We start from the raw sequence: 23,619 nt of genomic DNA on the forward strand, positions 1-23,619 counted from the left end.
CCTTCAGCGGATCTGTGACAGGAGCAGGCGGGCCGCCTCGCGATCGGCGGCCGTGTTCTGCCCTTCCAGGGCCAGCGTGCCGCCCGCCGCGTAGGCGGCCGCGGCGGCGAGCAGGCTGCCGAGCTTCGCCGGCGCGGAGGAGTCGAAGGCCGCGTAAGCGCCGCCGGTCACGCGGGCGATCTCGCGGAACGCGCGCTCGGCCGCCCGGTCGTGCCCCTCGTGGAACATGAAACACTTGAGGCCCAGCAGGGCCAACTCGCCGGCGGTGGAGCAGAGCGGGTCCACGCGCTCCTCGACGGCGTCGCCGACGAAGACAAGGGCGCCGGTGCGCGCCCGGCGCGCCTCGTCCCTCGCGTGGGCCAGCACGCGGCCGATCTGCGTGTTGCCGCCCTCGACGCGGATGCGGCTCATCAGCCGATCGAGCCCCGCGCCGCCCGACACGAAGGCCGAGGCCTTGCACTCGCGCAGGCCCCGAAAATACACGAGCTGCACGTCGAGGCCGCCGAGCTTGGCGGTGATGTCGAACATGCGGCCCTGCAGCGCGATGGCGGCGTCCCAGGTGGGCTGCCGGCTCATCGTGGCGTCGAGCGCGAAGATCAGCCGGCCGCGCGTACCGGCTGCGTGGGGGGCGGGAGCGCGGCGCGACCCGTCGAAGGCGTCGACGGATGAGCTCGGCGAGGCGGAACGGTTGATCGCGCGGCGATCGTCGAACGGCGGCACGGCGGCTCCTCGGGGCGCGGCTCGGGGCGGAACCGCTTCAACATCGTGCAGCGCCGGCCCGACCGCAAGCGGCCCGCCGCCGCAGAGCGGCGACGGCCAATCGCCAACGCGTCAGATCAGCCCGAGGTCGCGCAGCTCGCGCCGCAGCGCGTCCGGCAGCGCCAGGAGCTCGGGGCCGAGCAGGCCGGCGTCGCGCGGCGCGGAGGCGGGTTCGAGGTAGCGCCAGCCCTGGAAGGGGCGGCAGGGCCGCGCCTCCACCGGCACCACGGCGGGCTCGAGCACGAGGTGGCACCGGCCGATGCCGTCGCCGTCCGTGAAGGGCCGGACGTCGACGAGGCGCTGGCGCGCCGCGACCTGGCCCTTGATGACCCAGAACAGCGAGCCGCCGTCGAGCAGTTCCGCGAGACGCTTCGGCACCATGCGGGTGGTGTGGCGCTGCTCGGCCGCCTGCCCGGCGCGGCGCTGCGCGGTCAATCGCTCGGCGATGAAGCCTTCGAGGTCGGCCACGGACTCGGCTCCGACGCAGAGTTTGAGGAGATGCAGGGGCATGGCGTCCTTCATCGAGCGGCGGGCGCCGCCGCGCAAGACGCCGCGGCCTCCCCCGACCTGTCACGCGGAAGACACGCAGCCCGCGAACCGGCATCGGGGGGCAACCTTGACCCTGGCCTTTGTGTTACATCGACTAAGTCGTGCTCAGACTGTCCGGAGGCCGCCCCTGCCCGGAGGCTGGCACCAGGAGATCACGTCGATGGTGAAGCAAAGCCGCCGGTCCATGCTGCTGGGAGGCGTCGCGCTGGCGGGGTTCGCCGCGCTGCCGATGCGCGCGGCCCTCGCCCAGGAGGTCGAGGCCGAGGAGATCTACGGCCCCGTCAAGGACGAGCCCTATCCGGTCAAGGGCATCGACCTCAACCGCGTCAACCCGCGCTTCCTGCGCACGCTGGTCGACTACCCGACCGACCAGCCGCCCGGCAGCATCGTCATCGACCCGAAGGGGCACTTCCTCTACCTCATCATCGACAACGGTCAGGCCATCCGCTACGGCGTCGGCGTCGGCCGCGAGGGCTTCCTGTGGTCCGGGCAGGCCACGATCGGCGCCAAGCGCGAGTGGCCGGACTGGTATCCGCCGAAGGAGATGTTCGCGCGCCAGCCCGAGATCGTCGGCGCGATGTCGAAGCTGCCGAGCGGCCTCGGCATGCACGGCGGCCCCGGCAACCCGCTCGGCGCGCGCGCCATGTACCTCTACAAGGACGGCAAGGACACGCTGTTCCGCATCCACGGCACGGTCGAGCCCTACACCATCGGCTCCAGCGTGTCGTCGGGCTGCATCCGCATGATGAACCAGGACGTGCTCGACCTGTACTCACGCGTCGACGTCGGCACCAAGGTGCTGGTGCTCGGTGACGCGCAGCCGACGAACCAGCAGGTCGCCGAGGAGCGCAGCAACGCCACGACCCGCCCGCGCACGCGGCGGCTCGCCCGGCCGGAGCCGCTCGATGCGGCGGACGCCGGCGTCCCGGCCGAGCCGCGCCCGGTCTACGGCAACGCCCAGGTGCCGAACGACCCCGACTACTGACCGGTCGATCACCGGGGGGCGGAACAGCGATGCGACGGCCGCCCACGGGCGGCCGTCTCTCGTTTGGCCAGGAGGTGTCCGATGATCCTCACGCCCGCGGCGGTGGTGCAGGCGATGCCCGCGTCGCCGGACTGCGCGGCGGCCGACCTCGCCCTCAGCTTCGACGGCCGGGACGGCGCCTTCGACGGCATGCAGCACGGCGGCACGCTGATGGTGGTGCGCAACCGCGGCGCCGGCCGGTGCCGCATCCCCGGCCTGCCCCGCATCACCTTCGCGGGGCCGGGCGGCGGGGCGCTGCCGATCCGCTTCGCGCCGCCGCCCGGGATGCATCCCGGGCCGGTCGTGCTGCCGGTCAGCCTCGCGCCCGGCGCGACGGCGAGCGCGGAGCTGCGATGGGTGTCGGGCGACGCCTTTCCGGGCGGGCGCTGCTACCGAACCACGACGGTCCGGGTGTCGTTCGGCGCGGCGGCGCTCGACGCGCCCTTCACCGAGCAGTTCTGCGGCCCGGCGGCGGGCGCCATCTTCGGCCAGTCCTGGCTCACGCCGGGGAAAGGGTAGAGCAACCCGTGCGCCGTCCCGCTCACGGCTTCGGACCTCGATCGCGCTTCGCCCTGTCGACCTGCCGGGCGGTGCCGACCGGCATGGGGTCCACGCCGGCCGCCAGCAGGGCGGCGCGCCGCTGCCCCGGCCCGGCGAGCGCCTGCCCGACATGGAAGAGGCCCGAGCCCACGCCGGCCATCAGCGCGGCGACGAGGCCGATCCCACCGAGGGCGCGCATCGCCGCCCCCCGCACCGCAACGCCCGGCATCGCCGCGCCCACCCCATGCCGCATGGTCCGCCATCCTTCGCGATTCGGAGGGATCGTAGCGACGAATGCTTAAGCACCCCGTCGGCGCTGCGATCCGCCGAGCCGGTCGGAGACGGGCTGCATCGGCGCGCGTTCTCCTCCCCGCGTTGAAATGCGTCGACTTCCGCTCGCGATCGGCTAAGCTTCACCTCAACCTTGGGGGAGGGGCGCCTTGACGGACCGCACGTGGAATGGTGGCTCGGGCGATTGGGCCGACCCGGATCAGTGGGCCGCGGGCGACACCGGGGCGCCGGGCGCGCCGATCCCGGGCGACACCGCCACTGTCGGGAGCGGCACGGCCGACCTCGTCGGTGCCGAGGGGCTGGACGGTTCGTTCTACGACGGCGTGGGCATCACCCTGGGCGACGGCGCGAGCGACCCAGCCATGCTGCAGCTGTCGGGCGCCTACCTGGCGTCGCTGGCCTCCGTCACGCTGGCGGGCTCGGCGACGATCGCGTCAGACGGCACCTCGGCGATCGCCTGCCCGGTCGCGGACGCGGTCGCCGGCTCGATCCTGACGCTGTCGGGCGATCCGTCGGTCCAGAACGGACTGCTGGTGACCAACGATGCGTCCGTCACGGTCGCGGCGGGCGCCACGCTGGACCTCGAAGGCCGCATCACCGACGAGGCGGGTGCGGCCATCACGGCGGCCGCGGGCGCGACGCTGATCAACGACGCCGCGGTCCTGATCGAGGGATCGACCATCGACGTCGGCGGCGCGCTGATCGGCACGGGCACGATCACGTTGGGCGACGCCTGCACGGTGGACCTCGAAGGCAGCGTGTCGTCGGGACAGACCATCGCGTTCTCGGACGTCGACGGCCGGCTTGAGATCGCGGCGCCCAACGTCTTCGCGGGCGCGATCACGGGCTTCGGCTCCGGCGACCTCCTCGACGTCACCAGCGTCGTGGCGAGCAGCGCCGCCTACGATGCCGCGACGCAGACGCTGTCGCTCTACGGCGCGGCGGGCCAGGTGCTGACTCAGCTGCACGACGTGCAGGCCGCGGCCGGCACGTTGAACGTCGCCGACGACGGACAGGGCGGCACGACGATCAGCTACGCCGGCTCCCTCCCGCGCAAGAAGTATCAGATCACCGACGGCGACCGTGCCGTGAGGGCGGACGTCGCGCGGACCACGGAACTCGCGCCCACTACCGGCGCCCCGATCACCGGCGCCGGGGTCAAGGTCGGCGTGATCTCGAGCAGCTTCGACAGGGTGGCGCCCGGCTCGGCGAACGCCGACGCAGCGGCCGGATACCTGCCCGCCAACCCGGACGGCACTTCAGCCGTCACGGTGCTCACGGACAGCGGCCAGGGTGATGACGAGGGCCGCGCCATGCTCGAGGAGGTGCACCAGATCGCGCCCGGGGCGCAGCTCTACTTCGCAGCCAACGGCAGCTCGCAGGCGGATTTCGCGGCGGCGGTCCAGGCGCTCCAGCGGGCGGGCTGCCAGATCATCGTCGACGACATCACCTACACGCGCGGTCCCGACTATCAGGTCGATGCCGGCGCTGCGACGTCCGAGGCGGCCGCGGTGGCGGCGGGCGTCGATGTGTTCACCTCGGCCGGCAACTACGGCCGGGCCTACCTCGAGCAGCCTTTCACCCCGCAGGCGACCGTGCTCAGCGACGGCCGGGCCGCGGATGCCGAAGTGTTCGACGACGGCACCCCCTACGAGACGGTCACCATCCCGGGCGGCAAGAGCACCGAAGTCGACCTCGAATGGACGGCGCCCTACGAGGGGGCCGGCGACGCGGGCGCCCCGGACGCGCTCGGCCTCGAAGTCTTCGACGCGTCGGGCAAACGCGTCGGCACCGGCAGGGTCGCGACCATGGCGGGGGTGCAGACCGCCGACGTGTACTTCTCCTTCCCGGTCGAGAACGAGGCGACCGACTACCGCTTGGCGGTGACGCTCAACGGGCAGCAGGTCAGCCCCTCGGCGTTCAAGATGATCCTGTCGAGCGGCGGCCTCACGGGCGGGACGGGCCCGGGCGGCATCTTCCACGACGAGGCGAGCGGCCAGGGCTCGGGGGACGAGCGCGCGCAGCAGCTCGTGCCGGGCGTCAACACGGTCGGCGAAAGCTACTTCGCCAACAGCGCGGCCTTTGGCCTCACGCCGAGCTACGATTACGCCGACAGCGACGTCGGTCCGGGGACGCTGCTCTACGACAGTTCGGGCGATCTACTCCCCGCGCCGCAGAACGCCGGCAAGGTCGACTTCGACGCGCCGAGCGGCATCTACACGACCGTTCCGGGGTTTCAACCCTTCGATGGCACCTCGGCGGCGGCGCCCAACGCGGCGGCCGTGGCGGCCCTGATGCTTCAGGCCAACCCGAACCTCACCCCGGCGCAGGTGACGGCGCTGCTGGGATCCACCGCGATCGACCAGGGCCTGCCCGCGCTCCAGCAGGGCGCAGGCCTGGTGCAGGCCGACGCGGCGGTGGCGGCCGCCATCGCGGCCGGGCAGGCGCCGGGCGACGCGGCGTCGATCGATCCGGCCATCACGGTGGACGCGGCCGGCGACGCCGTCCTCACCGGCCGGGCGTCGAGCCCGAGCGGGGTCGCCTCCGTCGAGATCAGCGCCGTGGCGGGCGGCACGCGCCGAAACCTCGGCGCCGCGACGGTGAACCCCGACGGGACCTTCTCCTTCGTCGACGCGATCGGCTCGACCGCGCAGAGCTTCATCACCGCCACGGTGCACGACGCCGCGGGCGGCTACGCGCTGGTCGACGCCCCGTTCTCGCTCGCAGGCGGCGCTTCAGGCGACCAAACGGTGGTCCGGCAGGACAGCTACTCGGCCGACGGGAGCACGCTCCTGTCCCGGACGGCTTTCCAGTCGAGCGGGTCGCGCATCGTGAGCCTCGCGGCGCCCGGCCAGACCGTCGCGCTCCAGCCCTTCGACGTCGCCGCCGGCCACCAGCAGCCGGACACCGCCTTCGTGTTCAGCGCCGGGGACGGGCTCGACGTGGTGAGCGGCTTCAAGCTCGGGGGCTCGGGCCACGACACGCTTCAACTGCCGTCAGCGGATTTCACGACCCTGGCCGCAGTATTCCGCAATACCGGCGACGTCGGCGGGAGCGCCTTCATCACGGACCCCCAGACGGGCGATGCCATCCGCCTCGCGGGCGTCACCACGGCCCAGTTGCGCGCCCACGCGAGGGACGTCGTCCTCGCGGGCTGACGCGCGGACCGCGTCACGCCGCATCCCCCGAGCGGAACGGCGTGAGGCGGCGCACCCAGCCGCCGAGCCCCCCGCCGTCCCGCTCGACCCGCACCTGCGTGTCGGCCACCGCCTGGGCGATCTCGGCCACCTCGTCCATCACGGCCAGCAACGCGTGCTCGACCGCGTCGAGGCTCGCGTAGACGTCGCCCGTCACCCTGGCTTCCGCGATGGTTCGGGCGATGTCCTCCAGGCGCCCCCGCACGCGCAGGGCGCTGAACATCTCGCTATCCACCATCGGTGAGCTTCTCCGTCGTCGCGGGCCCGGCTGAACGCCCGCGCACTGCCCCGGCCTGCGGGACGCGCGAGGGTGTCTATCCTAAGACAACGGCGGGGTGACGGCACCACCAAACATCGCGGCGGGGACCGCACGACGCGGACCGCCGAGCCGGACGACGCGAAGCGGGGCGGGGCGGGGCGGGGCGGGGCGGGGCGGGGCCCCTGCGATCCCCGACCCTCAGCGCCGGATCTCGACGGGGCCCCGCATGCCCGGCCAGTCGGAATAGCCGTGGAAGTCGCCGCCGTACCAGGTCGCCTTGGGCGCCTCGGCCAGCGGACCGCCGGTGGCGAGGCGGTACACGAGGTCGGGGTTGGCGATGAAGGGGCGGCCGAAGGCGAAGAGGTCGGCGCGCCCTTCCGCGAGCTCGCGCTCGCAGAGCGCCAAGTCGAGGCCGTTGTTGCTCATCACGGCGCCCGCGAAGCGCTCGCGCAGGGCGGAGAGCTCGGCGCCGTCGGGCATGTCGCGGCTGCCCTGCGTCACGCCCTCGATGACGTGGATGTAGAGCAGGCCGAGCTTCGACAGCGCGTCCACGTAGGCGCCGTAGGTTTCGGCCGGCGTGCTGTCGAGCGGCGTGTTGCCGACGCCGGTGGTCGCTGGCGACAGGCGGATGCCGACCCGCTCGGCAGTGCCCCAGCCTTGGATCGCGGCTTGCACCGCCTCCAGCGGGAAGCGCAGGCGGTTCTCGATCGAGCCGCCGTAGCGGTCCGTGCGCTCGTTGGTCGAGTCGCGCACGAACTGTTCGAGCAGGTAGTTGTTGGCCGAATGGACCTCGACGCCGTCGAAGCCCGCCCGCCGAGCGTTGGCGGCAGCGCGGCGGTAATCCTCGACGATGCCGGGGATCTCGTCCGTGTCGAGCGCGCGCGGCGTGACGTGGTCCTGCATGCCCTTCGCCGTGAAGGCCTGCCCCTCGGGCCGGATGGCCGAGGCCGAGACGGGGAGCTGCCCGCCGGGCTGCACGTCCGGGTGGGAGATGCGGCCCGTGTGCCAGAGCTGCAGGACGATGCGGCCGTCGTTGCGGTGCACCGCCTCGGTGACGCGCGACCAGGACTCCACCTGCGCGTCGGACCAGATGCCGGGCGTGTAGGCGTAGCCGACGCCCTGAGGCGAGATGTTGGTGGCCTCGGCGACGATCAGGCCGGCGCCGGCGCGCTGGGCGTAGTAGTCGGCCGCGAAGGGGGGCGGCACGCCCTCGGTGGAGGAGCGGCTGCGGGTCAGCGGCGCCATGACGACGCGGTTCTTGAGGTCGAGGTCGCCCAGGGTGAAGGGCTGCAGGACGGGGCTGTCGGCGTGGGGCAAAACGGGGCGTCTCGCGGGCTCGGTGCGGCGCGGGTGCGCCGGGTTTCACCACGGAAACGCGGGAGTTCTGTTCCGGTTCGCGTCGAGCATGCCTGTGAGGATCGCTCGGAGGCACTGCTCGACGCCTTTCAGGGTCGTCGATCGCTCGTCGCGCCCTCCCCGCCGCCGCATGGCGACGGGCTCGGCGCCTTCACTTCGCGTAGGAGTCGAAGATGGTCCGGCACTTGGGGCTGAGCTGCGTGCGGTGCGCCTTCATGCAGGCCTTGATCTTGTCCTCGTCCGGGATGGCGTCGCCGCACAGCTTGTTGACGTCGTCGTAGCAGGCCTGCTCGGCCTTCTGCCGCACCGTGTCGGTGGTGATCTCGGCCGAGGCCAGCGTGGGGGTCAGGAGGGTGAGAATCGTCAGGGCCGTCGCCAGAGTGGTGTGCATCGTGGGATTCGAGCCTCGATTAACGTCGGGCGGACGCATAGCCCGGTTCGGAGGGGCGCGCAAAGGTCCGACGTTTCGCCTCACGACAGGAGATAGAAGAGGCCAGCCGACAGCGCCACCGTGGCGGGCAGCGTGAGGATCCAGGCGACGCCGATCTGCCGGAGCATGCCGGGCTCGGCCCCCGCGCCGGAGGCCACCATCGTCCCGGCGATGCCGCCCGTGACCACGTGGGTGGTCGACACCGGGAAGCCGCTGAACCCCGCCCCGCCGATCAGCCCGGCCGCCACCACCTCGGCCGCGGCGCCCTGCGCGGGCGCGAGGTGCTGCTTGCCGAGCTTCTCGCCCAGCGTCGTCACGATGCGCTTGTAGCCAATCATGGTTCCGGCCCCGAGGCACAGCGCGCTCAGCACCCGCACCCACAGCGGCACGTATTGCGCGGTGCCCATCAGCGTCTCGTGGATTTCGTGCGCCCGCTCCTCGTCGGCCTCGCCGATGCGGGCGGCTTCTCCGGCGCGCTTCAGCTCGGTCAGGACGAGGTTCATGTCGTTGCGCAGCGCCGGGCGTTCCGTCGCCGGGATGGCCGAGCCCGAAGGCGCGGCGCCGAAGCGCGCCTCGATGGCGCGGGCCGCCGCGACGCCGAGCTGCCGCCGGTCGTCGCCGTAGCGTCCGATCAGCGCGGCCGCCTCGCCCATGTCGCCAGCGATGGCGCGGAGCTGCGCGCCCGTCATGTCGACGTTGAGCGCGTAGGTCATGGGGAACAGGCCGATGATGGTGAGCATGATGAGGCCGATGCTCTTCTGCCCGTCGTTGGTGCCGTGCGCGAAGGACACGGCCGTGCAGGTGCCGATCAGCACGGCGCGCATCCACCACACCGGCGGCTCCTCGCCCTTCGGCGGCTCGTACAGGTGCTCGTCGTGGATGAAGCGCTTCAGCAGCCAGAAGGCCGCCATGGCGAGGCCGAAGCCCAGGACCGGCGACACCAGCAGCGACAGAAGCACGCTCCACACCTCGTGCCAATCGACGCCCTGCCCGAGCGCCCGCCCGTGCCGCAGCGTGTCCTCGACCGCGATGCCGACGAGCGCGCCGATCAGCGCGTGCGAGGACGAGTTCGGGATGCCCATCAGCCAGGTCGCGAGGTTCCAGCCCAGCGCCGACACGAAGATGGCGGCCAGCATGCCGGCCGCGATGCCGCCGTCCGGCGGCGACAGCACGTCGGGCGGGATCAGCTCCACCAGGGCGTAGGCGACCGCGATGCCGCCGAGCAGCACGCCGAGGAAGTTCATGATGCCGGACCACACCACGGCGGCGACCGGCTTCAGCGAGTGGGTGTAGATCACCGTCGCCACCGCGTTGGCGGTGTCGTGGAAGCCGTTCGAGAACTCGAAGGCCAGCACCAGCGCGAGGCAGAGCGCCAGGAAGACGACCGCCAGCGTCGAGCCCGGCGCCACCGCCGCGAGCATCCCCATCCCGTCGTCCCCCGCCGAACGGGGGAATCAGCGCAGCCTTGTGTGACGGTCGTGCGACGGGCGGCGGGGATGAATTGGGGCGGAACAAAGGCGTCCCTCGACCGCTTCGGATGCCGGACCCCCGCGCCGCTCGTCGCCGCGATCCTGTCGTCACAGACTCTGAGGTGAGCCCATGCGGAACTACGCGGCGGAGTGCATCGGCACGTTCGTGCTCGTGTTCGGGGGGTGCGGCGCGGCCGTGCTGGCCGGCCCCCACATCGGCTTCGCCGGGGTGGCGGCCGCCTTCGGCCTGTCGCTGCTCATCATGGTCTACGCGGTCGGCCCCATCTCGGGCTGCCACCTCAACCCGGCCGTCACGCTGGGCCTCGTGCTGGCGAACAAGTTCGATTCCCGCCGCGCGCCGGGATACATGATCGCGCAGGTGGTCGGCGCCATCCTGGCGGCGGCGGTGCTCTACCTCGTGGCCAGCGGCAAGGCGGGCTTCGACGCCACCGCCTCGGGCTTCGCCACCAACGGCTACGGCGACCGCTCGCCCGACCATTACGGGCTCCTCGCCTGCTTCGTGACCGAGGTGGTGATGACGGGCCTGCTGATGTTCGTGATCCTCGGCGCCACCGACATCAAGGCGCCGGTGGGCTTCGCCGGCATCGCCATCGGCCTGGCGCTGGCCGTCATCCACCTCGTGTCGATCCCGGTCACCAACACCTCGGTCAACCCGGCCCGCTCGATCGGACCGGCGCTGTTCGCGGGCGGCGGCGCCTTCGCGCAACTGTGGCTGTTCATCGTCGCGCCCTGCATCGGCTCGGCCGTCGCGGCCTTCGTCTACACCGCGCTGCGGCCCGCGGAGCCCGAGGCGCAGATCACCATGCGGGCCGCCACCCAGTCGCTGCCGACCGAACAGGAGCAGCGCACCGACGCGGCCCTCGCCGATCCCGCGGTGCCGCCGCGGGCGTGAGCCCGTGCGGCGCATGGCGGCCCCGCCTTGCGCCGGCCCCGGCTCGGCTCTAGCTCAGCGTCGATGAGAACCGTCACCTACGCCATCGCCGACATCCACGGCCGCCTCGACCTCCTGGAGCGGTTGCTCGACGCGGTGGAGGGCGACGCCGAGGGCCGCGGCGCCGCCGCGAAGATCGTTTTCACCGGCGACTATGTCGACCGCGGCCCCGCCTCCCGCGGCGTGATCGCGCGCGTGATGGCGGGGCCGCGCCGCGCGTGCGACCGATTCGTGCCGCTGCGCGGCAACCACGACGACCTGTTCATCGCCGCCGTGACGCGCGGCGCCGTGGTGCCCGACTGGGCCTGGACGCTCTACACCCACACGGTGGAGAGCTACGGCCTCACGGTCCCGACCCTGCAGGGGCGCGACGCCGAACTGCGCCGCCACGCGGCCTTCCTGGCGTCCCTGCCGCTGACGCACGACGACGGCACCCACCTCTTCGTCCATGCCGGCATCCGCCCCGGGGTGCCGCTGGAGCGCCAGTCGCACGAGGACCTGACCTGGATCCGCGAGGAGTTCCTCACCTTCGAGGGCCGGCTGCCGCGGCGCGTCGTGCACGGCCACACGATCATGGGCGACCGGCCCGTCGTCACGCCGAACCGCATCTCCATCGACACCGGCGCCTACCGCTCCGGCATCCTCACCGCGGCGGTGCTCGACCCCGAGGCTCCGTCGGGCGAGCCGTCCTTCCTGCAGACCGCCGGCGCGCCCGACCGGCCGGCGCTGGTCCGCGAGGCCCTGCTGGTGCAGAGCATCGCCGGCCGGCCCGTGTCGCCCGAACTGCAGGCGGTGTTCGACGACTTCGTGGAGGGGCGGATCGAGCTTCCCGAGATGCAGTCGCGCAGCGCGCGGCTCGGCGCGGCGGTGTGACCCCCGAGCCGCCGCGGGCCTGACGCACGCACCATCGTTCCGGGGCGCCCCTCGCGGGAGCCGGCCGGTCCCTCAGCCGAACAGTTCCGGCCGCCGCACCCGCAGCGTCTGCACGAGGCACAGCGTCTTCATGTCGTCGAGGGCGTTGCGGTCGGCGAGGGCGGCCAGCTCGGCGAGCGGCGCCTCGACGACGGCGATGTTCTCGTGCTCGTGGGCGAGGCCGCCGCCCTCGCCCGTGCGGTCCTCGGCCGCGTAGGGGGCGAGGAAGAGGTGCATGCGCTCGGTCGACACGCCGCACATCGACCAGGCGTGGCCGGCCTCCTCCAGCGCGCCGAGCCTGACGCCGACCTCCTCCTCCGCTTCGCGGCGCGCGGCGTCCTCGGGCTCCTCGCCGTCGTCGCGCAGGCCGGCGGGCGCTTCGAGGAAGTCGCAGGCCGCGCCCATCAGCAGCACGGGCGCGCGGGGCAGCCTGACCATGAGCGCCACGCGGCGCTCGGGGTCGTAGGGCAGCACGGCCACGGCCGGGCCGTGGTCCTCGATCTCGCGGGTGAACTCCACGCCGTCGTCGCCCGACAGCGTGGCGACGCGGAGCTTGAGCCAGCCGTCGTGGACGAGCTTCGTGGACCTGATCGCGACCATGCCGTCTCCCGCTGGCCAGACCGTCTTCTGGCCGCCGGAGGATAGGGCGCGGCGGCGGCCTCGGCGAGGTCGGCCCCCCCGACGACCTCGCCGCCCCGGCTCACAGTTCGGCGTGTCGCGCGTCAGGCCTTGCAAGCAGCCGACGCGGCTATGGCTGCATGGCCGGTGATGATAGGGTGATCTCAACCGGCCTCGTCGCTACGCATCCTCGGAGCATCGTCATGGCTCGACGCACCGTGCAGAGTGATCCGTCTAAAGCGAGCGCTCCGCCGGCCGAGGTCGCCGACGACGACCACGGCATCGAAATGATCGACGACGACGATCGCGCGCTGGTTCTGGAGGGTCTCGAGCAATCGCGCCGCGGCGAGATCGCCAGCGATGAGGACGTGGAAGCTGTCCTGGCCCGCTTCCGGCGGTGAAGGTCGAGTTCACCGCAACGGCGCTGAGGCAACTCTCCACGATCGCGGAAGAGCTCGAGGCTTTCTCTCCCGCTTGGGCGGCGGAGGTCGGCGGCTCGATCGAACGGACCCTCCGTCGCCTGTCGGATCACCCCTTCAGCGGCCGAGCGCAGGACGTGCCGGGCGTCCGAAAGGCGGTCGTGCTCAAGGGACGATACCTGCTCTACTATGAGGTATTGCTGGAACGCGGTGTCGTTCGCATGCTCGCCATCGTACATCCGCGTCGCCGACGGCCTTACCGGGACGGTTGACTGCGGCTCGGTGACGTGAGGCCGCGACGAGCCACGGTCGATCCGAGCACCGCCGCCAGCGCCACCGCCCCGGCGAACAGCGCCGCGACGAAGCCGGCGACGCCCGGCCAGCGCGCGGCCGTCCAGAAGACGCCGCCCGCCGTGCCGAGCACCGACGAGCCGAGGTAATAGGTCAGCAGGTAGAGCGAGGCCGCCTGCGCCTTGTTGGGTCCGGCGAAGCCGCCCACCGTGCCGCTGGCGACGCCGTGGCCGGCGAAGAACCCCACGGTGACGAGCGCGATGCCGAGCACCACGGCGGGCAGCGGCGCGAACAGCGTGGCGCCGGCGCCGAGGAGGGCGATCGCCATGCCGAGCGCCATCACGGGCGCGCGGCCGAGGCGATCCGCGAGCGTGCCGGCGACGGTCGAGGACACGGTGCCGAGCAGGTAGAGCGTGAAGATCAGCCCCTCCTGCGCCTGGTCGAGCCCGTAGGGCGGCGCCTCCAGGCGGAAGCCGGCGTAGTTGTAGACCGCGACGAAGCCGCCCATGGCCAGGAAGGCGAAGAGGTAGAGCGCGACGAGGCGCCGGTCGGCCAGCGCGGCCCGGAAGGCGCGGGCCTGCGTGCCGAGGTCGACCGCGCGGGGGCGGAAGTGCCGCGAGGCGGGCAGCAGCAGCGCGAAGCCGAGCGCGGTCGCGAGGCCGATGGCGCCGACAGCCGCGACGGCGGTGCGCCAGCCGGCCGCCTCCGCCACGAGGCCGGTGATGACGCGCCCGCCCATGCCGCCCACCGCCGTCGAGCCGACGTAGATCCCCATGGCGAGCCCGAGGCCCGACGCTTCGGTTTCCTCTGCGAGGTAGGTCATGGCGACGGCCGGCACGCCGCCGAGCGCCACGCCCTCCAGCGCGCGGGCGGCGAGGAACAGGCCCCAGTGCGGCGCGAAGGCCGAGGCGGCGTTGAGGGCCGAGGCCAGCACCAGCGACAGCAGCATCACGGGCTTGCGCCCCCTGAGGTCCGACAGGGTCGCGGCCGCGACGATGGACAGCGCCAGCGCGGCCGTCCCGAACGACACCGCCAGCGACGCCGAGGCGGCCTGGACCCCGAAGGCGCGGCCGAGCACGGGCAGCAGCGGCTGCGGGCAATACAGCAGCGAGAAGGTCGCGAAGCCGGCGAGGAACAGCGCCACGCTGGCCCGGAGGTAGCGGGCCGAGCCGATCCGGTTGTGGGCGACCGGGCCCGGCGGGAGGCCGGCCGGCGCGCCGCACAGCGCGGCGGCGTCGGGCAGCGAGCCGGCGTCGAGCCCGGCCTCCTCGATCGCGTCGGGCGGCGGGGCGGCGTCGGCGGGAGGCGGCACGGCGGGACTCCGGTTCGGCAGGCGGCGCGCTGCGCCCTAGATGGGGGCGGAGCCGGCCGTTCGGCGATCAGGAAAACCGTCGATGTCCCACCATAGTCCGTCCGGCGCGCCCGAGCCCGACCCGCTGATCATGACGGCCCTGTTCGATCCGCAGAGCTTCGACCTGCTCGACGGCCTCCGGCGCCGCTACTTCCCGGCCGCGCAGAACCGCGTGCCTGCCCACGCCACGCTGTTCCACCACCTGCCGGGCGACGACCTGCGCGCGATCGTCGAGCGCCTCCGGGCCGACTGCGCCGCCACGGCGCCCCTGCCCTTCACCATGGCGGCGACGCGCTTCCTCGGCCGCGGCGTCGCCTACGAGATCGACTGCCCCGGGCTGGTGAAGCTGCGCGCCGGCATCGCCGCGGCGTGGAAGGGGCGGCTCACCGCGCAGGACGCGCAGGGCTACCGTCCCCACGCGACGATCCAGAACAAGGTGTCGGGCGAGGAGGCACGCGACGCGCGGGTGCGGCTCGACGCGCTGCTGCCAATCACCGGCACGGTCGTGGGGCTGGCGCTGTGGCACTACCGCGGCGGTCCCTGGGAGGAGGCCGGACGGTTCGTGTTCGAGGGTTAGGGGGAGGGAGGGGTCCGCGAAGGCGCTTCCGAAACGCGGCGGCAAGACGGCAGAAGTCGAAGAAAATCGATTATGAATAGCACATATCGTTTTTTGAGGGAAACAGAAGATAATAGGTTGTAAAAACTCATTTCTGATTGTTTGCTCATAGTCGGCGGCTTCCGGCAGTGGGAGCCGGCCCGAGCAGGTGAGACGACAATGGCTGATGCAGCGGCACTGAAATTCACGTTGACAGCGACGACCGGCCTGATGGGAGCGCCGACATTCCGTTGTAACGGAGTGCTGAAACCCGGTGGCGCCGTCGAGGTCGAGAATGCGGAGATCACACAGGCGCTGCCGCCGCCTCACGGCGTCACGCCGATCACGGGGCCATCGGGGCGATGGGGCAACGACATCTTCAACAATCAGGAAAACTTGGGCATCATCATCACCGGAGGCGTGGCGAGCCCCCCTGCCCAAGTGGTTATGCGAGTCGAGTGCGGCTTCCAGTTTCCCGAGAAGGGTGCTCTGAAAGCCGGGGAGACGCTGAAGGGCCGGGGATCCTTCCCCAACCAGGGGCAGCCGATGGAGGACGTGCCCGCCGAACTCAAACTGAGCTGAACTGCGGTCCAGAGCGGGTCCGGCCTTCAGCGGACTCGCGATGCGACGAGGCTCAGCAGCGCTCTCGATCGAGCGGTGACGATCCGATCGCTGAGGTCCGTCACGCTCACACCCACGCCCGGCCGCTCGCCGTCTCCCTCAGACCGAGGTGGCGCGCGAGCGTCGCGCCGACGTCGGCGAAGCCCCGCCGCCCGAGCGCCCCGCCGGCGCCGCCCGGCGCGTGGGCGAGGATCGGCACGGCTTCGCGCGTGTGGTCCGTGCCGCGGAAGGTCGGGTCGTTGCCGTGATCGGCGGTGATGACCAGGAGGTCGCCCTCGCGCAGCACGGCGAGCAGCTCCGGCAGGCGCCGGTCGAAGCGCTCCAGGCAGGCCGCGTAGCCGGCGACGTCGCGGCGGTGGCCGTAGTCGGAGTCGAAGTCGACGAGGTTCGCGACGGCGAGGCCGCCGTCCGGCAGATCGCGCATGGCCGCGACGAGATGGTCGAGGTTGGCGTCGTTGCCGTGGCCCTTCAGGACCGTGCCGGTGTTCCGGTGGGCGAAGATGTCCGAGATCTTGCCGACGCTGACGACGGCGCGACCGGCCTCCGCGGCGCGGTCGAGCAGCGTGCCGGGCGGGGGCGGCATGGCGAAGTCGCGCCGGTTGCCGGTCCGCTCGAACGAGGCCGCGTCCCGCCCGACGAAGGGGCGGGCGATGACGCGGCCGATGCGCAGGGGGTCGCACAGCCGGCGCGCGATGCCGCAGAGCGCGTAGAGGCATTCGAGCCCGAACGCCTCCTCGTGGGCCGCGATCTGCAGCACGGAGTCGACCGAGGTGTAGAGGATCGGCAGGCCGGTGCGCAGGGACTCTTCGCCGAGGTCGTCGACGATCAGCGTGCCCGAGGCGTGGCGGTCCCCGAGGATGCCGGGCAGGCCGGCCTCGGCGCAGATCGCCCGCACCAGCTCCGGCGGGAAGCAGGGGTCGTTCGGCGCGAAGTAGCCCCAGGGCTCGGCCACCGGCGTGCCGGCGAGCTCCCAATGGCCGGAGGGCGTGTCCTTGCCGGCCGACCGCTCGACGCCGAAGCCGTAGGCCGAGCCCGGCGCAGGGCGGGCGGCGAGGCTTGGGGGCACGCGCCCGCTCGCCGCGGCGGCCGCGGCGCCGAGGCCGAGGGCGTCGAGGTGCGGCAGGCGGAGCGGGCCGGCGCGCAGGCCCGCGCGGTCGGCGCAGCCCGTCGCGCAGGCCTCCGCGATATGGCCGAGCGTGTCGGCACCGCCGTCGCCATAGGCTTCCGCGTCCGGCGCGCCGCCGACCCCGACGGAGTCGAGGACGAGCAGGGCCGCGCGGGTCACAGCGGCCTCACTGCACCACCACGGCGGGGTCGCCCACCGCGGCGACGTCGAAGGCCGCGGCGAAGAGCGCGCGCGTGTAGTCGCTCTTCGGGCTCGCGAAGACGTCGGCCGCCGCCCCGGCCTCGACCACGCGGCCGGCCTTCATGACCACGAGGTCGGTCGCGAGCGCCCGCACGACCTTGAGGTCGTGGCTGATGAACAGGTAGGCGAGGCCGCGGCGCCGCTGCAGGTCGCGCAGGAGGTCGACGATCTGCGCCTGCACGGACATGTCGAGCGCGCTGGTCGGCTCGTCGAGCACGACGAACTTCGGCTCCAGCGCCATGGCGCGCGCGATGGCGATGCGCTGGCGCTGGCCGCCCGAGAACTCGTGCGGGTAGCGGTCCATGCTGGACGGATCGAGCCCCGTGTCGGCGAGCGCGCGGGCGACGATCTCGCGGCGCTGAGCGTAGGGGAGCTTGCGGCCGATCGTCAGCCCCTCCTCGACGATGCCGAAGACGGAGAGCCGCGGCGACAGCGAGCCGTAGGGGTCCTGGAACACCACCTGCAGGTCGCGCCTGAGCGGCCGCATGGCGCCGGCGTCGAGGCCGTCGATGCGGCGGCCGAGGTAGCTCACCGGCCCCTCGGAGCGGATCAGCCTGAGGATGGCGAGGCCGAGCGTGGTCTTGCCCGAGCCCGACTCGCCGACGACCCCCACGGTCTGACCCTCGCGCACGTCGAGCGAGATGCCGTCCACCGCCTTCACGTGGCCGACCGTACGCCGCAGGAAGCCGCGGCGGATCGGGAACCACACCTTGATGTCGTCGGCCTTGAGGACGGACGCGGCCTCGGGGTCGGCGGCGGGCGGCGCGCCCTTGGGCTCGGCGGCGAGCAGCATGCGCGTGTAGGGGTGTTCGGGCGCCGCGAACACGCGCGCCGCCGGGCCGCTCTCGACGATGCGGCCCTTCTGCATCACGCAGACGTCGTCGGCGATGCGCCGCACGATGCCGAGGTCGTGCGTGATGAACAGCATCGCCATGCCGAGCTTGCGCTGCAGGTCCTTCAACAGCCGCAGGATCTGAGCCTGCACGGTGACGTCGAGGGCCGTCGTGGGCTCGTCGGCGATGAGGAGGTCCGGGCGGTTCGCCAGTGCCATGGCGATCATCACGCGCTGGCGCTGCCCGCCGGACAGCTGGTGCGGGAAGGCGCCGAGCCGCGACGCGGGGTCCGGGATGCCGACCTCGGTCAGGAGCTCGACGATGCGGGCGCGCCGCTGCCGCGCGCCGCCCCCCTCCCCGTGGAGGTCGAGGATCTCGCCGACCTGCTTCTCGATCGGGTGCAGGGGGTTCAGCGACGTCATGGGTTCCTGGAACACCATGGTGATCGCGCGCCCGCGGATGCGGCGCATCTCGGGCTCCGGCGTCGTCAGGAGATCGCGGCCGGCGAACAGGATGCGCCCGCCCAGCACCTCGGCGCCCGAGGCCTCGAGCAGCCGCGCGATCGACATGGCGGTGACGGACTTGCCCGAGCCGGATTCGCCCACCAGCGCCAGCGTACCACCGCGCTTCAGCGAGAAGGACACGCCGTCCACGGCGCGCGTGGTCGCCCCGCCCTGGCGGAAGCCGACCGCGAGATCCTCGATCCGCAGCAGCGGCTCGGCGGACGGGGCTTCGGGATCGGCGTCGGGCAACGGCGGCTCTCGGGATCGGATCGGCCGTCCACCCTGCCCCCTTCGGCGCCGGCCCCGCAAGCCCGAACTGCCGGGGTCGACGGCCGAGTCTGGCCGGCGCGACGCGCGCGGGCTATGTGAGCCTGATCGCGAGGTCTTCCCCACTTCCCTCATCCTGAGCCGGGCGCGGAGCGCCCGTGTCGAAGGACGCGGGCCCTCTCCGCGCAGCAGTCGGCCGCTCGTGCGTCCTTCGACACGGAGCCTCCGGCTCCCGCTCAGGATGAGGGAGGTGGGGTAGCTCGCCGCATGAGTTGCGACGCAAGAGACAACACGGGCCGCCCATGACCGACACCGCCCCCCGCCCCGCCCCCGCCCCCGCCCAGCACGGCCTGGACGAGGACACGATCGCCTTCGCGGGCCGGGTGTTCGAGATGGCCCGCCGCGGCCACGCGGCGGAGCTCGACGCGCTGCTGGCCGCCGGCCTGCCCGCCAACCTCACCAACGACAAGGGCGACACGCTGCTGATGCTGGCCGCCTACCACGGCCACGCCGACGCGGTGCGGGCCCTGATGGCGCGCGGCGCCGACCCGGCGCGCGCCAACGACCGCGGCCAGGTGCCGCTCACCGCCGCGGCCTTCAAGGGCTACGGCGCCGCGATCGAGGCCATGCTGGACGCGGGCGCCCCGGTCGACGGCTGCGGGCCGGACGGCAAGACCGCGCTGATGATGGCCGCCATGTTCGACCGCACGGAGATGCTCGACCTGCTGCTCGCCCGCGGCGCCGACGCCGCGGCGCGCGACGCCGCCGGGATGACGGCGCAGGACCTCGCCGACCGCATGGGCGCGACGCAGACGGCGGCCAAGCTGCGGCAGGGGTGACGCGGACCTTCTCTCCGTTATTCCGGGGCTCTCGCTCCGCTCGCCCCGGAATGACGGAGGGAGATGCCCCCTGGACATCATCGCGCCCTCGCGCGTTTCCCCACCGTGCCGCGCGGGCGCGGCGGGACGGAGCGACGCCATGGAACCGATGATGCCCATGAAGCCCATGGACGGCGGCGACGCCTGGTGGCCGGAGAACCTTGGCAAGCCCTCGTCGAGCGGCTCGCAGGACGGGATGCGCTACGCCTTCTTCCCCGACAAGAAGCGCCTTGTCGTCGAGACGGACGGCAAGACCAAGACCTACGACAGCGGCGACCACCAGATCAGCGGCGTGCAGCAAGCGAACGGCGGACAGGCGACGTTCAGCGACAAGGACGGGACGGTGGAGCTGTCGGACCTGAAGGCGGTGGACTGAAGGCAAAAGGCCGTCGCGCCCGCCGCGACGGCCCCGGATACCGGCAGATGGTCGGGCGCCGCCGCGTTCGCGGCGGCGCCCCTCCCCCTCACGCCGTCGCGCGCGCCGCCTTCTTGGCGGCCCGCCGGCGCTCGTGCAGCACGAATTCGGTGTAGCCGTTCGGCTGCGCCCGGCCCTTGAAGACGAGGTCGGAGGCCGCGCGGAAGGCCTCTCCGTCGAAGCCCGGCGCCATGTCGCGGTAGTCCGGGTCGGCGGCGTTCTGGCGGTCCACCACGGCCGCCATGCGGCGCAGGGCGTCGCGCACCTGGCTCTCCGTCACGGTGCCGTGGGCGAGCCAATTGGCGACGTGCTGGGCGGAGATGCGCAGCGTCGCGCGGTCCTCCATCAGGCCGACGTCGTGGATGTCCGGCACCTTGGAGCAGCCGACGCCCATGTCGACCCAGCGCACCACGTAGCCGAGGATGCCCTGCAGGTTGTTGTCGAGCTCCTGCTGCACGGCGTCGGGCGCCCAGTTGGAATCCGACACCGGGATGGTCAGCAGGTCTTCGAGGCGCGCCGGGGCGCGGCCCTTCAGCTCGCCCTGCACGGCCGCCACGTCGGTCTCGTGGTAGTGCATGGCGTGCAGCGTCGCGGCGGTGGGCGAGGGCACCCAGGCCGTTGTGGCGCCGCTCTTCGGGTGGCCGCCCTTCTGGGCCAGCATGTCGGCCATCCGGTCCGGCGCCGCCCACATGCCCTTGCCGATCTGCGCGCGGCCCGGCAGGCCGAGCCTGAGTCCCACGTCGACGTTGTTGTTCTCGTAGGCCTTGATCCAGGGGCACGCCTTCATGGCGTCCTTCCGGACCATGGGGCCGGCCTCCATGTCGGTGTGGATCTCGTCGCCGGTGCGGTCGAGGAAGCCCGTGTTGATGAAGACCACGCGGTCCTTGGCGGCCAGGATGGCGCGGGCGAGGTTGGCCGAGGTGCGGCGCTCCTCGTCCATGATGCCCATCTTGACGCTGTTCGCCGGGATGCCAACGAGCTTCTCGGCGCGGGCGAAGAGCTCGTCCGTCAGCGCCACCTCGTCGGGGCCGTGCTGCTTCGGCTTGACGATGTAGATCGAGCCGGCGCGGCTGTTGCGGCGGGCCTTGAGGTCCGCCTTGGCGATCAGCACCGACACGGCGGCGTCGAGGAAGCCCTCGGGCGTCTCCTCCCCATCCAGCGTCACCATGTCGGTGAACATGTGGTGGCCGACGTTGCGGATCAGCATCAGCGAGCGGCCCGGCACCGTGACGGGGGCGCCGTCCGGCCCCGTGTAGGTCCGGTCCTCGTTCATGCGGCGCTCGACGGTCTTGCCCCCCTTGGGAAAGGAGGCCGAGAGCGTGCCCTCCACGAGGCCGAGCCAGTTGCGGTAGAGGTCCGCCTTGTCGTCCGCGTCCACCACCGCGACCGAATCCTCCATGTCCATGATGGTCGAGATGGCGGATTCGAGCACGACGTCCGAGAGGCCCGCTGGGTCGGTGCGGCCGACAGTGCCCTCGCGGTCGAAGGCGAGCTCCACGCCGAGGCCGTTGTGGCGCAGCAGCACCGCCTTGGGCTGGGAGGCGTCGCCGGTGTGGCCCACGAAGGCGTCCGGCTTCGCGAGGCCGACCGTGCGACCGCCCTTCAGCTCGGCCTCGACCCTCCCGCCGGCGACCTTGAGGCCGACGAGGTCGGTCCAGGAGGCGCCGGCGAGCGGCACGGCGCCGTCCAGGAAGGCCTTGGCCTTGGCGATGACCAGGGCGCCGCGGGCCTCGTCGTAGCCCTTTGCCGGCGCGCCCTTGCCGTGGGGGATCGCGTCGGTGCCGTAGAGCGCGTCGTAGAGCGAGCCCCAGCGCGCGTTGGCGGCGTTGAGCGCGTAGCGGGCGTTCGACATCGGCACGACGAGTTGCGGGCCCGCCATGCCGGCGATCTCGGGGTCGACGTTCGAGGTGGAAACGGTGCCGGCCTCGGCCTCGGGCAGCAGGTAGCCGATCTCGCGCAGGAAACGCATGTAATGGGCTTGGTCGAGCGGCTGGCCGCGGCGGGACCGATGGTAGTCGTCGATCCTGGCCTGGAGGTCGTCGCGCTTGGCGAGCAGCTCCTTCAGGCGAGGCCCGAGGTCGCGCAGGATGGCGGCATAGCCGGACCAGAAGTCTCGGCTCGCCACGCCCGCGCCCGGAAACACCTCGGTTTCGAGGAAGCGCGCCAGCGGCTCCGCGACGCTCAGACCCGCGATCTCCACCCTGTCCATGTCGTTCTCTCCCGGAGCGATTCCGTCCCGCTCATGTGACGCGGTCGGGGCCGGGGCGCCAGGGGACGGAGGCGCAAAAGTGCCTCTCATCCTTCGCTTCTCCCCGGAGGGGAGAAGGGCAGGTCGCGACCCTACCGCCCCGGCAGGCTCACGTCGGCGAAGCCGGCCGCCTCCATGCGCAGGTGCACCTTGTTCTGCAGCTCGACGTCGCGCCGCTTGGCGACGAGGCCCGCGTTGTCCGCCACCGCGTCGCAGAGCGCCTCGACCCAGGCCCGCTCGCCGCGGCCGAAATCGTTGAGCACGAAGCCGTGGACGAGGTTCTTGTCGCCCGGGTGGCCGATGCCGAGCCTGAGGCGCCGGTAGTCGTTGCCGAGATGTGCCGTGATCGAGCGCAGACCGTTGTGGCCGGCGTTGCCGCCGCCCGTCTTGGCGCGCAGCTTGCCGGGCGGCAGGTCGAGCTCGTCGTGCAGCACGGCGACGTCCTCCAGCCCGAGCTTGAAGAACCGCGCCGCGGCGCCGACCGACTGGCCGCTGTCGTTCATGAAGGTGGTGGGCTTGAGCAGCACCACCTTCTCGCCGTCCACCGTGCATTCGGCCACGAGCCCCTGGAAGCGCGCGCGGAACGGCGCGGCGCGGTGGGCGCGCGCGACGGCGTCGACCGCCATGAAGCCGATGTTGTGCCGGTTGCCGGCATATTGGGCGCCGGGGTTGCCGAGGCCGACGAGGAGCAGCATGGCGGAGATCCGAGGTCCAGACATGAAAACGCCCGCCGTAGCGGGCGCTTCCTAGACGGTGGCGAGCGCCGCCCTCACTTCTTCGGCGGAGCCTTCTTGCCGCCCTTGGCGCCGGCGGCGGCCTTGGCCTCGGCGGCGGCGGCGGCCGCGGCGTCGGCGGCGTTGGCCTCGGCGAGGCCCGAGGGCGGCACGATGGTGGCCAGGGTGAAGTCGCGGTCGCGCAGAACCGGCGCACAGCCGGCGGGCAGCGTCACGGCGGAGATGTGCAGCGAGCCGCCGATGTCGAGGCTCGACAGGTCGGCCGTGATGCTGTCCGGGATGTCGTCGGCCGGCACCAGCATCTCGACCGTGTGGCGCACGATGTTGATGGTGCCGCCGCGCTTCACGCCCGGCGAGGTCTCGGCGTTGACGAGGTTCAGCGGGATCTCGAGGCGCAGCTTGGAGCCGGGCTTCAGGCGCATGAAGTCGACGTGCAGCGGCCGGTCCTTGACCTTGTCGAGCTGGTAGTCGCGCGGGATCACGCGCTCCTTGCGGCCCTCGATGTCGACCTCGAAGATCGTGGTCAGGAAGTGGCCGGCGTAGATGTGCTTCTCGGCGTCGCGGAACGCCAGGCTGATCGCCTCGGGCGCGTCGCCGCCCCCGTAGATGACCGCCGGCACGCGGCCCTCGCGGCGGATGCTGCGGGAGGCCCCCTTGCCGAGCCCGCTGCGCGCCACGGCCGCGATGGTCTTGGTCGCTGCCATTGTCGTGATGTCCTGTCTCAAAACGCGAACGGCCGCCC

General features: G+C 72.5%; 25 protein-coding genes. 11 read left to right on the forward strand and 14 right to left on the reverse strand.

Going from position 1 to position 23,619, the window contains the following annotated elements; translation table 11 throughout:
- Window positions 1-3 precede the first annotated feature (3 nt).
- Window positions 4-720: a VWA domain-containing protein gene (locus L7N97_RS01965; RefSeq protein ID WP_428980948.1), complete on the reverse strand. Its 717-nt coding sequence runs from the start codon at window positions 718-720 to the stop codon at window positions 4-6.
- A 111-nt stretch (window positions 721-831) separates the two neighbouring features.
- Window positions 832-1,269: a DUF1489 family protein gene (locus tag L7N97_RS01970; protein WP_237476702.1), complete on the reverse strand. Its 438-nt coding sequence runs from the start codon at window positions 1,267-1,269 to the stop codon at window positions 832-834.
- A gap of 199 nt (window positions 1,270-1,468) precedes the next feature.
- Between L7N97_RS01970 and L7N97_RS01975 the strand changes: the two genes are divergently transcribed.
- Both L7N97_RS01975 and L7N97_RS01980 read left to right on the forward strand, forming a co-directional pair.
- Window positions 1,469-2,293, forward strand: a complete 825-nt coding sequence (locus L7N97_RS01975) for a L,D-transpeptidase (protein WP_237476703.1) — start codon at window positions 1,469-1,471, stop codon at window positions 2,291-2,293.
- Window positions 2,294-2,374: 81 nt separating this feature from the next.
- Window positions 2,375-2,851 (forward strand): DUF4232 domain-containing protein, encoded by a 477-nt coding sequence (locus tag L7N97_RS01980; RefSeq protein WP_237476704.1) that lies wholly within the window; start codon window positions 2,375-2,377, stop codon window positions 2,849-2,851.
- A gap of 22 nt (window positions 2,852-2,873) precedes the next feature.
- Here L7N97_RS01980 and L7N97_RS01985 read toward each other — a convergent pair whose 3' ends face one another.
- Entirely contained in the window at window positions 2,874-3,125 is a 252-nt protein-coding gene (locus L7N97_RS01985; RefSeq protein ID WP_237476705.1) for a hypothetical protein, read from the reverse strand.
- 187 nt (window positions 3,126-3,312) lie between these two features.
- Here L7N97_RS01985 and L7N97_RS01990 point away from each other — a divergent pair, with 187 nt between their 5' ends.
- Window positions 3,313-6,321, forward strand: a complete 3,009-nt coding sequence (locus L7N97_RS01990; protein ID WP_237476706.1) for a S8 family serine peptidase — start codon at window positions 3,313-3,315, stop codon at window positions 6,319-6,321.
- 13 nt (window positions 6,322-6,334) lie between these two features.
- Here the strand turns inward: L7N97_RS01990 and L7N97_RS01995 are convergent, their stop codons facing one another.
- The 4 genes from L7N97_RS01995 to L7N97_RS02010 all read right to left on the reverse strand — a co-directional run bounded on the left by L7N97_RS01995 (window position 6,335) and on the right by L7N97_RS02010 (window position 9,832).
- Window positions 6,335-6,598, reverse strand: coding sequence for a hypothetical protein (locus L7N97_RS01995; protein WP_237476707.1), 264 nt, complete (start codon window positions 6,596-6,598; stop codon window positions 6,335-6,337).
- 219 nt (window positions 6,599-6,817) lie between these two features.
- Complete coding sequence (locus L7N97_RS02000; protein WP_305069247.1) at window positions 6,818-7,936, reverse strand: alkene reductase; 1,119 nt, start codon at window positions 7,934-7,936, stop codon at window positions 6,818-6,820.
- Window positions 7,937-8,126: 190 nt separating this feature from the next.
- Entirely contained in the window at window positions 8,127-8,366 is a 240-nt protein-coding gene (locus L7N97_RS02005) for a hypothetical protein (protein WP_237476708.1), read from the reverse strand.
- A gap of 80 nt (window positions 8,367-8,446) precedes the next feature.
- On the reverse strand, window positions 8,447-9,832 hold the full coding sequence (locus L7N97_RS02010) for an inorganic phosphate transporter (protein WP_237476709.1): 1,386 nt from the start codon (window positions 9,830-9,832) through the stop codon (window positions 8,447-8,449).
- 172 nt (window positions 9,833-10,004) lie between these two features.
- Between L7N97_RS02010 and aqpZ the strand changes: the two genes are divergently transcribed.
- Both aqpZ and L7N97_RS02020 read left to right on the forward strand, forming a co-directional pair.
- Entirely contained in the window at window positions 10,005-10,787 is a 783-nt protein-coding gene (gene aqpZ, locus L7N97_RS02015; RefSeq protein WP_237476710.1) for an aquaporin Z, read from the forward strand.
- A gap of 63 nt (window positions 10,788-10,850) precedes the next feature.
- Window positions 10,851-11,699 carry a metallophosphoesterase family protein gene (locus L7N97_RS02020; RefSeq protein ID WP_237476711.1) on the forward strand — a complete coding sequence of 283 codons (849 nt, stop codon included), beginning with the start codon at window positions 10,851-10,853 and terminating at the stop codon, window positions 11,697-11,699.
- Between the two features lie 72 nt (window positions 11,700-11,771).
- Here L7N97_RS02020 and L7N97_RS02025 read toward each other — a convergent pair whose 3' ends face one another.
- Window positions 11,772-12,338, reverse strand: coding sequence for an NUDIX domain-containing protein (locus L7N97_RS02025; RefSeq protein ID WP_237476712.1), 567 nt, complete (start codon window positions 12,336-12,338; stop codon window positions 11,772-11,774).
- A 221-nt stretch (window positions 12,339-12,559) separates the two neighbouring features.
- On the opposite strand from L7N97_RS02025, the gene L7N97_RS02030 reads away from it, so the two are divergent.
- Together L7N97_RS02030 and L7N97_RS02035 are read left to right on the forward strand one after the other, a co-directional pair.
- Window positions 12,560-12,757 (forward strand): hypothetical protein, encoded by a 198-nt coding sequence (locus L7N97_RS02030; protein WP_237476713.1) that lies wholly within the window; start codon window positions 12,560-12,562, stop codon window positions 12,755-12,757.
- Window positions 12,754-13,047 (forward strand): type II toxin-antitoxin system RelE/ParE family toxin, encoded by a 294-nt coding sequence (locus L7N97_RS02035; protein ID WP_237476714.1) that lies wholly within the window; start codon window positions 12,754-12,756, stop codon window positions 13,045-13,047. The genes L7N97_RS02030 and L7N97_RS02035 overlap by 4 nt, the downstream gene beginning before the upstream one ends.
- Here L7N97_RS02035 and L7N97_RS02040 read toward each other — a convergent pair.
- Entirely contained in the window at window positions 13,032-14,378 is a 1,347-nt protein-coding gene (locus L7N97_RS02040; protein WP_237476715.1) for an MFS transporter, read from the reverse strand. The two genes, L7N97_RS02035 and L7N97_RS02040, sit on opposite strands and share 16 nt — an antisense overlap.
- A gap of 82 nt (window positions 14,379-14,460) precedes the next feature.
- On the opposite strand from L7N97_RS02040, the gene L7N97_RS02045 reads away from it, so the two are divergent.
- Window positions 14,461-14,994: a 2'-5' RNA ligase family protein gene (locus L7N97_RS02045; protein ID WP_237476716.1), complete on the forward strand. Its 534-nt coding sequence runs from the start codon at window positions 14,461-14,463 to the stop codon at window positions 14,992-14,994.
- A 198-nt stretch (window positions 14,995-15,192) separates the two neighbouring features.
- Complete coding sequence (locus L7N97_RS02050; RefSeq protein ID WP_237476717.1) at window positions 15,193-15,594, forward strand: hypothetical protein; 402 nt, start codon at window positions 15,193-15,195, stop codon at window positions 15,592-15,594.
- 106 nt (window positions 15,595-15,700) lie between these two features.
- Here L7N97_RS02050 and L7N97_RS02055 read toward each other — a convergent pair whose 3' ends face one another.
- Window positions 15,701-16,918 (reverse strand): phosphopentomutase, encoded by a 1,218-nt coding sequence (locus L7N97_RS02055; protein WP_237476718.1) that lies wholly within the window; start codon window positions 16,916-16,918, stop codon window positions 15,701-15,703.
- 7 nt (window positions 16,919-16,925) lie between these two features.
- The gene (locus L7N97_RS02060; RefSeq protein WP_237476719.1) at window positions 16,926-18,584 is read right to left on the reverse strand and encodes an ABC transporter ATP-binding protein; all 1,659 of its coding nucleotides are present in this window, start codon (window positions 18,582-18,584) and stop codon (window positions 16,926-16,928) included.
- Window positions 18,585-18,904: 320 nt separating this feature from the next.
- On the opposite strand from L7N97_RS02060, the gene L7N97_RS02065 reads away from it, so the two are divergent.
- Together L7N97_RS02065 and L7N97_RS02070 are read left to right on the forward strand one after the other, a co-directional pair.
- Entirely contained in the window at window positions 18,905-19,441 is a 537-nt protein-coding gene (locus L7N97_RS02065) for an ankyrin repeat domain-containing protein (protein ID WP_237476720.1), read from the forward strand.
- A gap of 139 nt (window positions 19,442-19,580) precedes the next feature.
- The gene (locus L7N97_RS02070; protein WP_237476721.1) at window positions 19,581-19,856 is read left to right on the forward strand and encodes a hypothetical protein; all 276 of its coding nucleotides are present in this window, start codon (window positions 19,581-19,583) and stop codon (window positions 19,854-19,856) included.
- A gap of 88 nt (window positions 19,857-19,944) precedes the next feature.
- Here the strand turns inward: L7N97_RS02070 and L7N97_RS02075 are convergent, their stop codons facing one another.
- The 3 genes from L7N97_RS02075 to L7N97_RS02085 form a co-directional block, all read right to left on the reverse strand.
- On the reverse strand, window positions 19,945-22,104 hold the full coding sequence (locus tag L7N97_RS02075; RefSeq protein WP_237476722.1) for a malate synthase G: 2,160 nt from the start codon (window positions 22,102-22,104) through the stop codon (window positions 19,945-19,947).
- A 131-nt stretch (window positions 22,105-22,235) separates the two neighbouring features.
- Window positions 22,236-22,838: an aminoacyl-tRNA hydrolase gene (gene pth / locus L7N97_RS02080; protein ID WP_237476723.1), complete on the reverse strand. Its 603-nt coding sequence runs from the start codon at window positions 22,836-22,838 to the stop codon at window positions 22,236-22,238.
- Window positions 22,839-22,912: 74 nt separating this feature from the next.
- Entirely contained in the window at window positions 22,913-23,581 is a 669-nt protein-coding gene (locus tag L7N97_RS02085) for a 50S ribosomal protein L25/general stress protein Ctc (RefSeq protein ID WP_237476724.1), read from the reverse strand.
- Window positions 23,582-23,619: the final 38 nt, after the last annotated feature.

Origin of the sequence: Lichenibacterium dinghuense (assembly GCF_021730615.1) — a bacterium.
GTDB classification, from domain to species: domain Bacteria; phylum Pseudomonadota; class Alphaproteobacteria; order Rhizobiales; family Beijerinckiaceae; genus Lichenihabitans; species Lichenihabitans dinghuensis.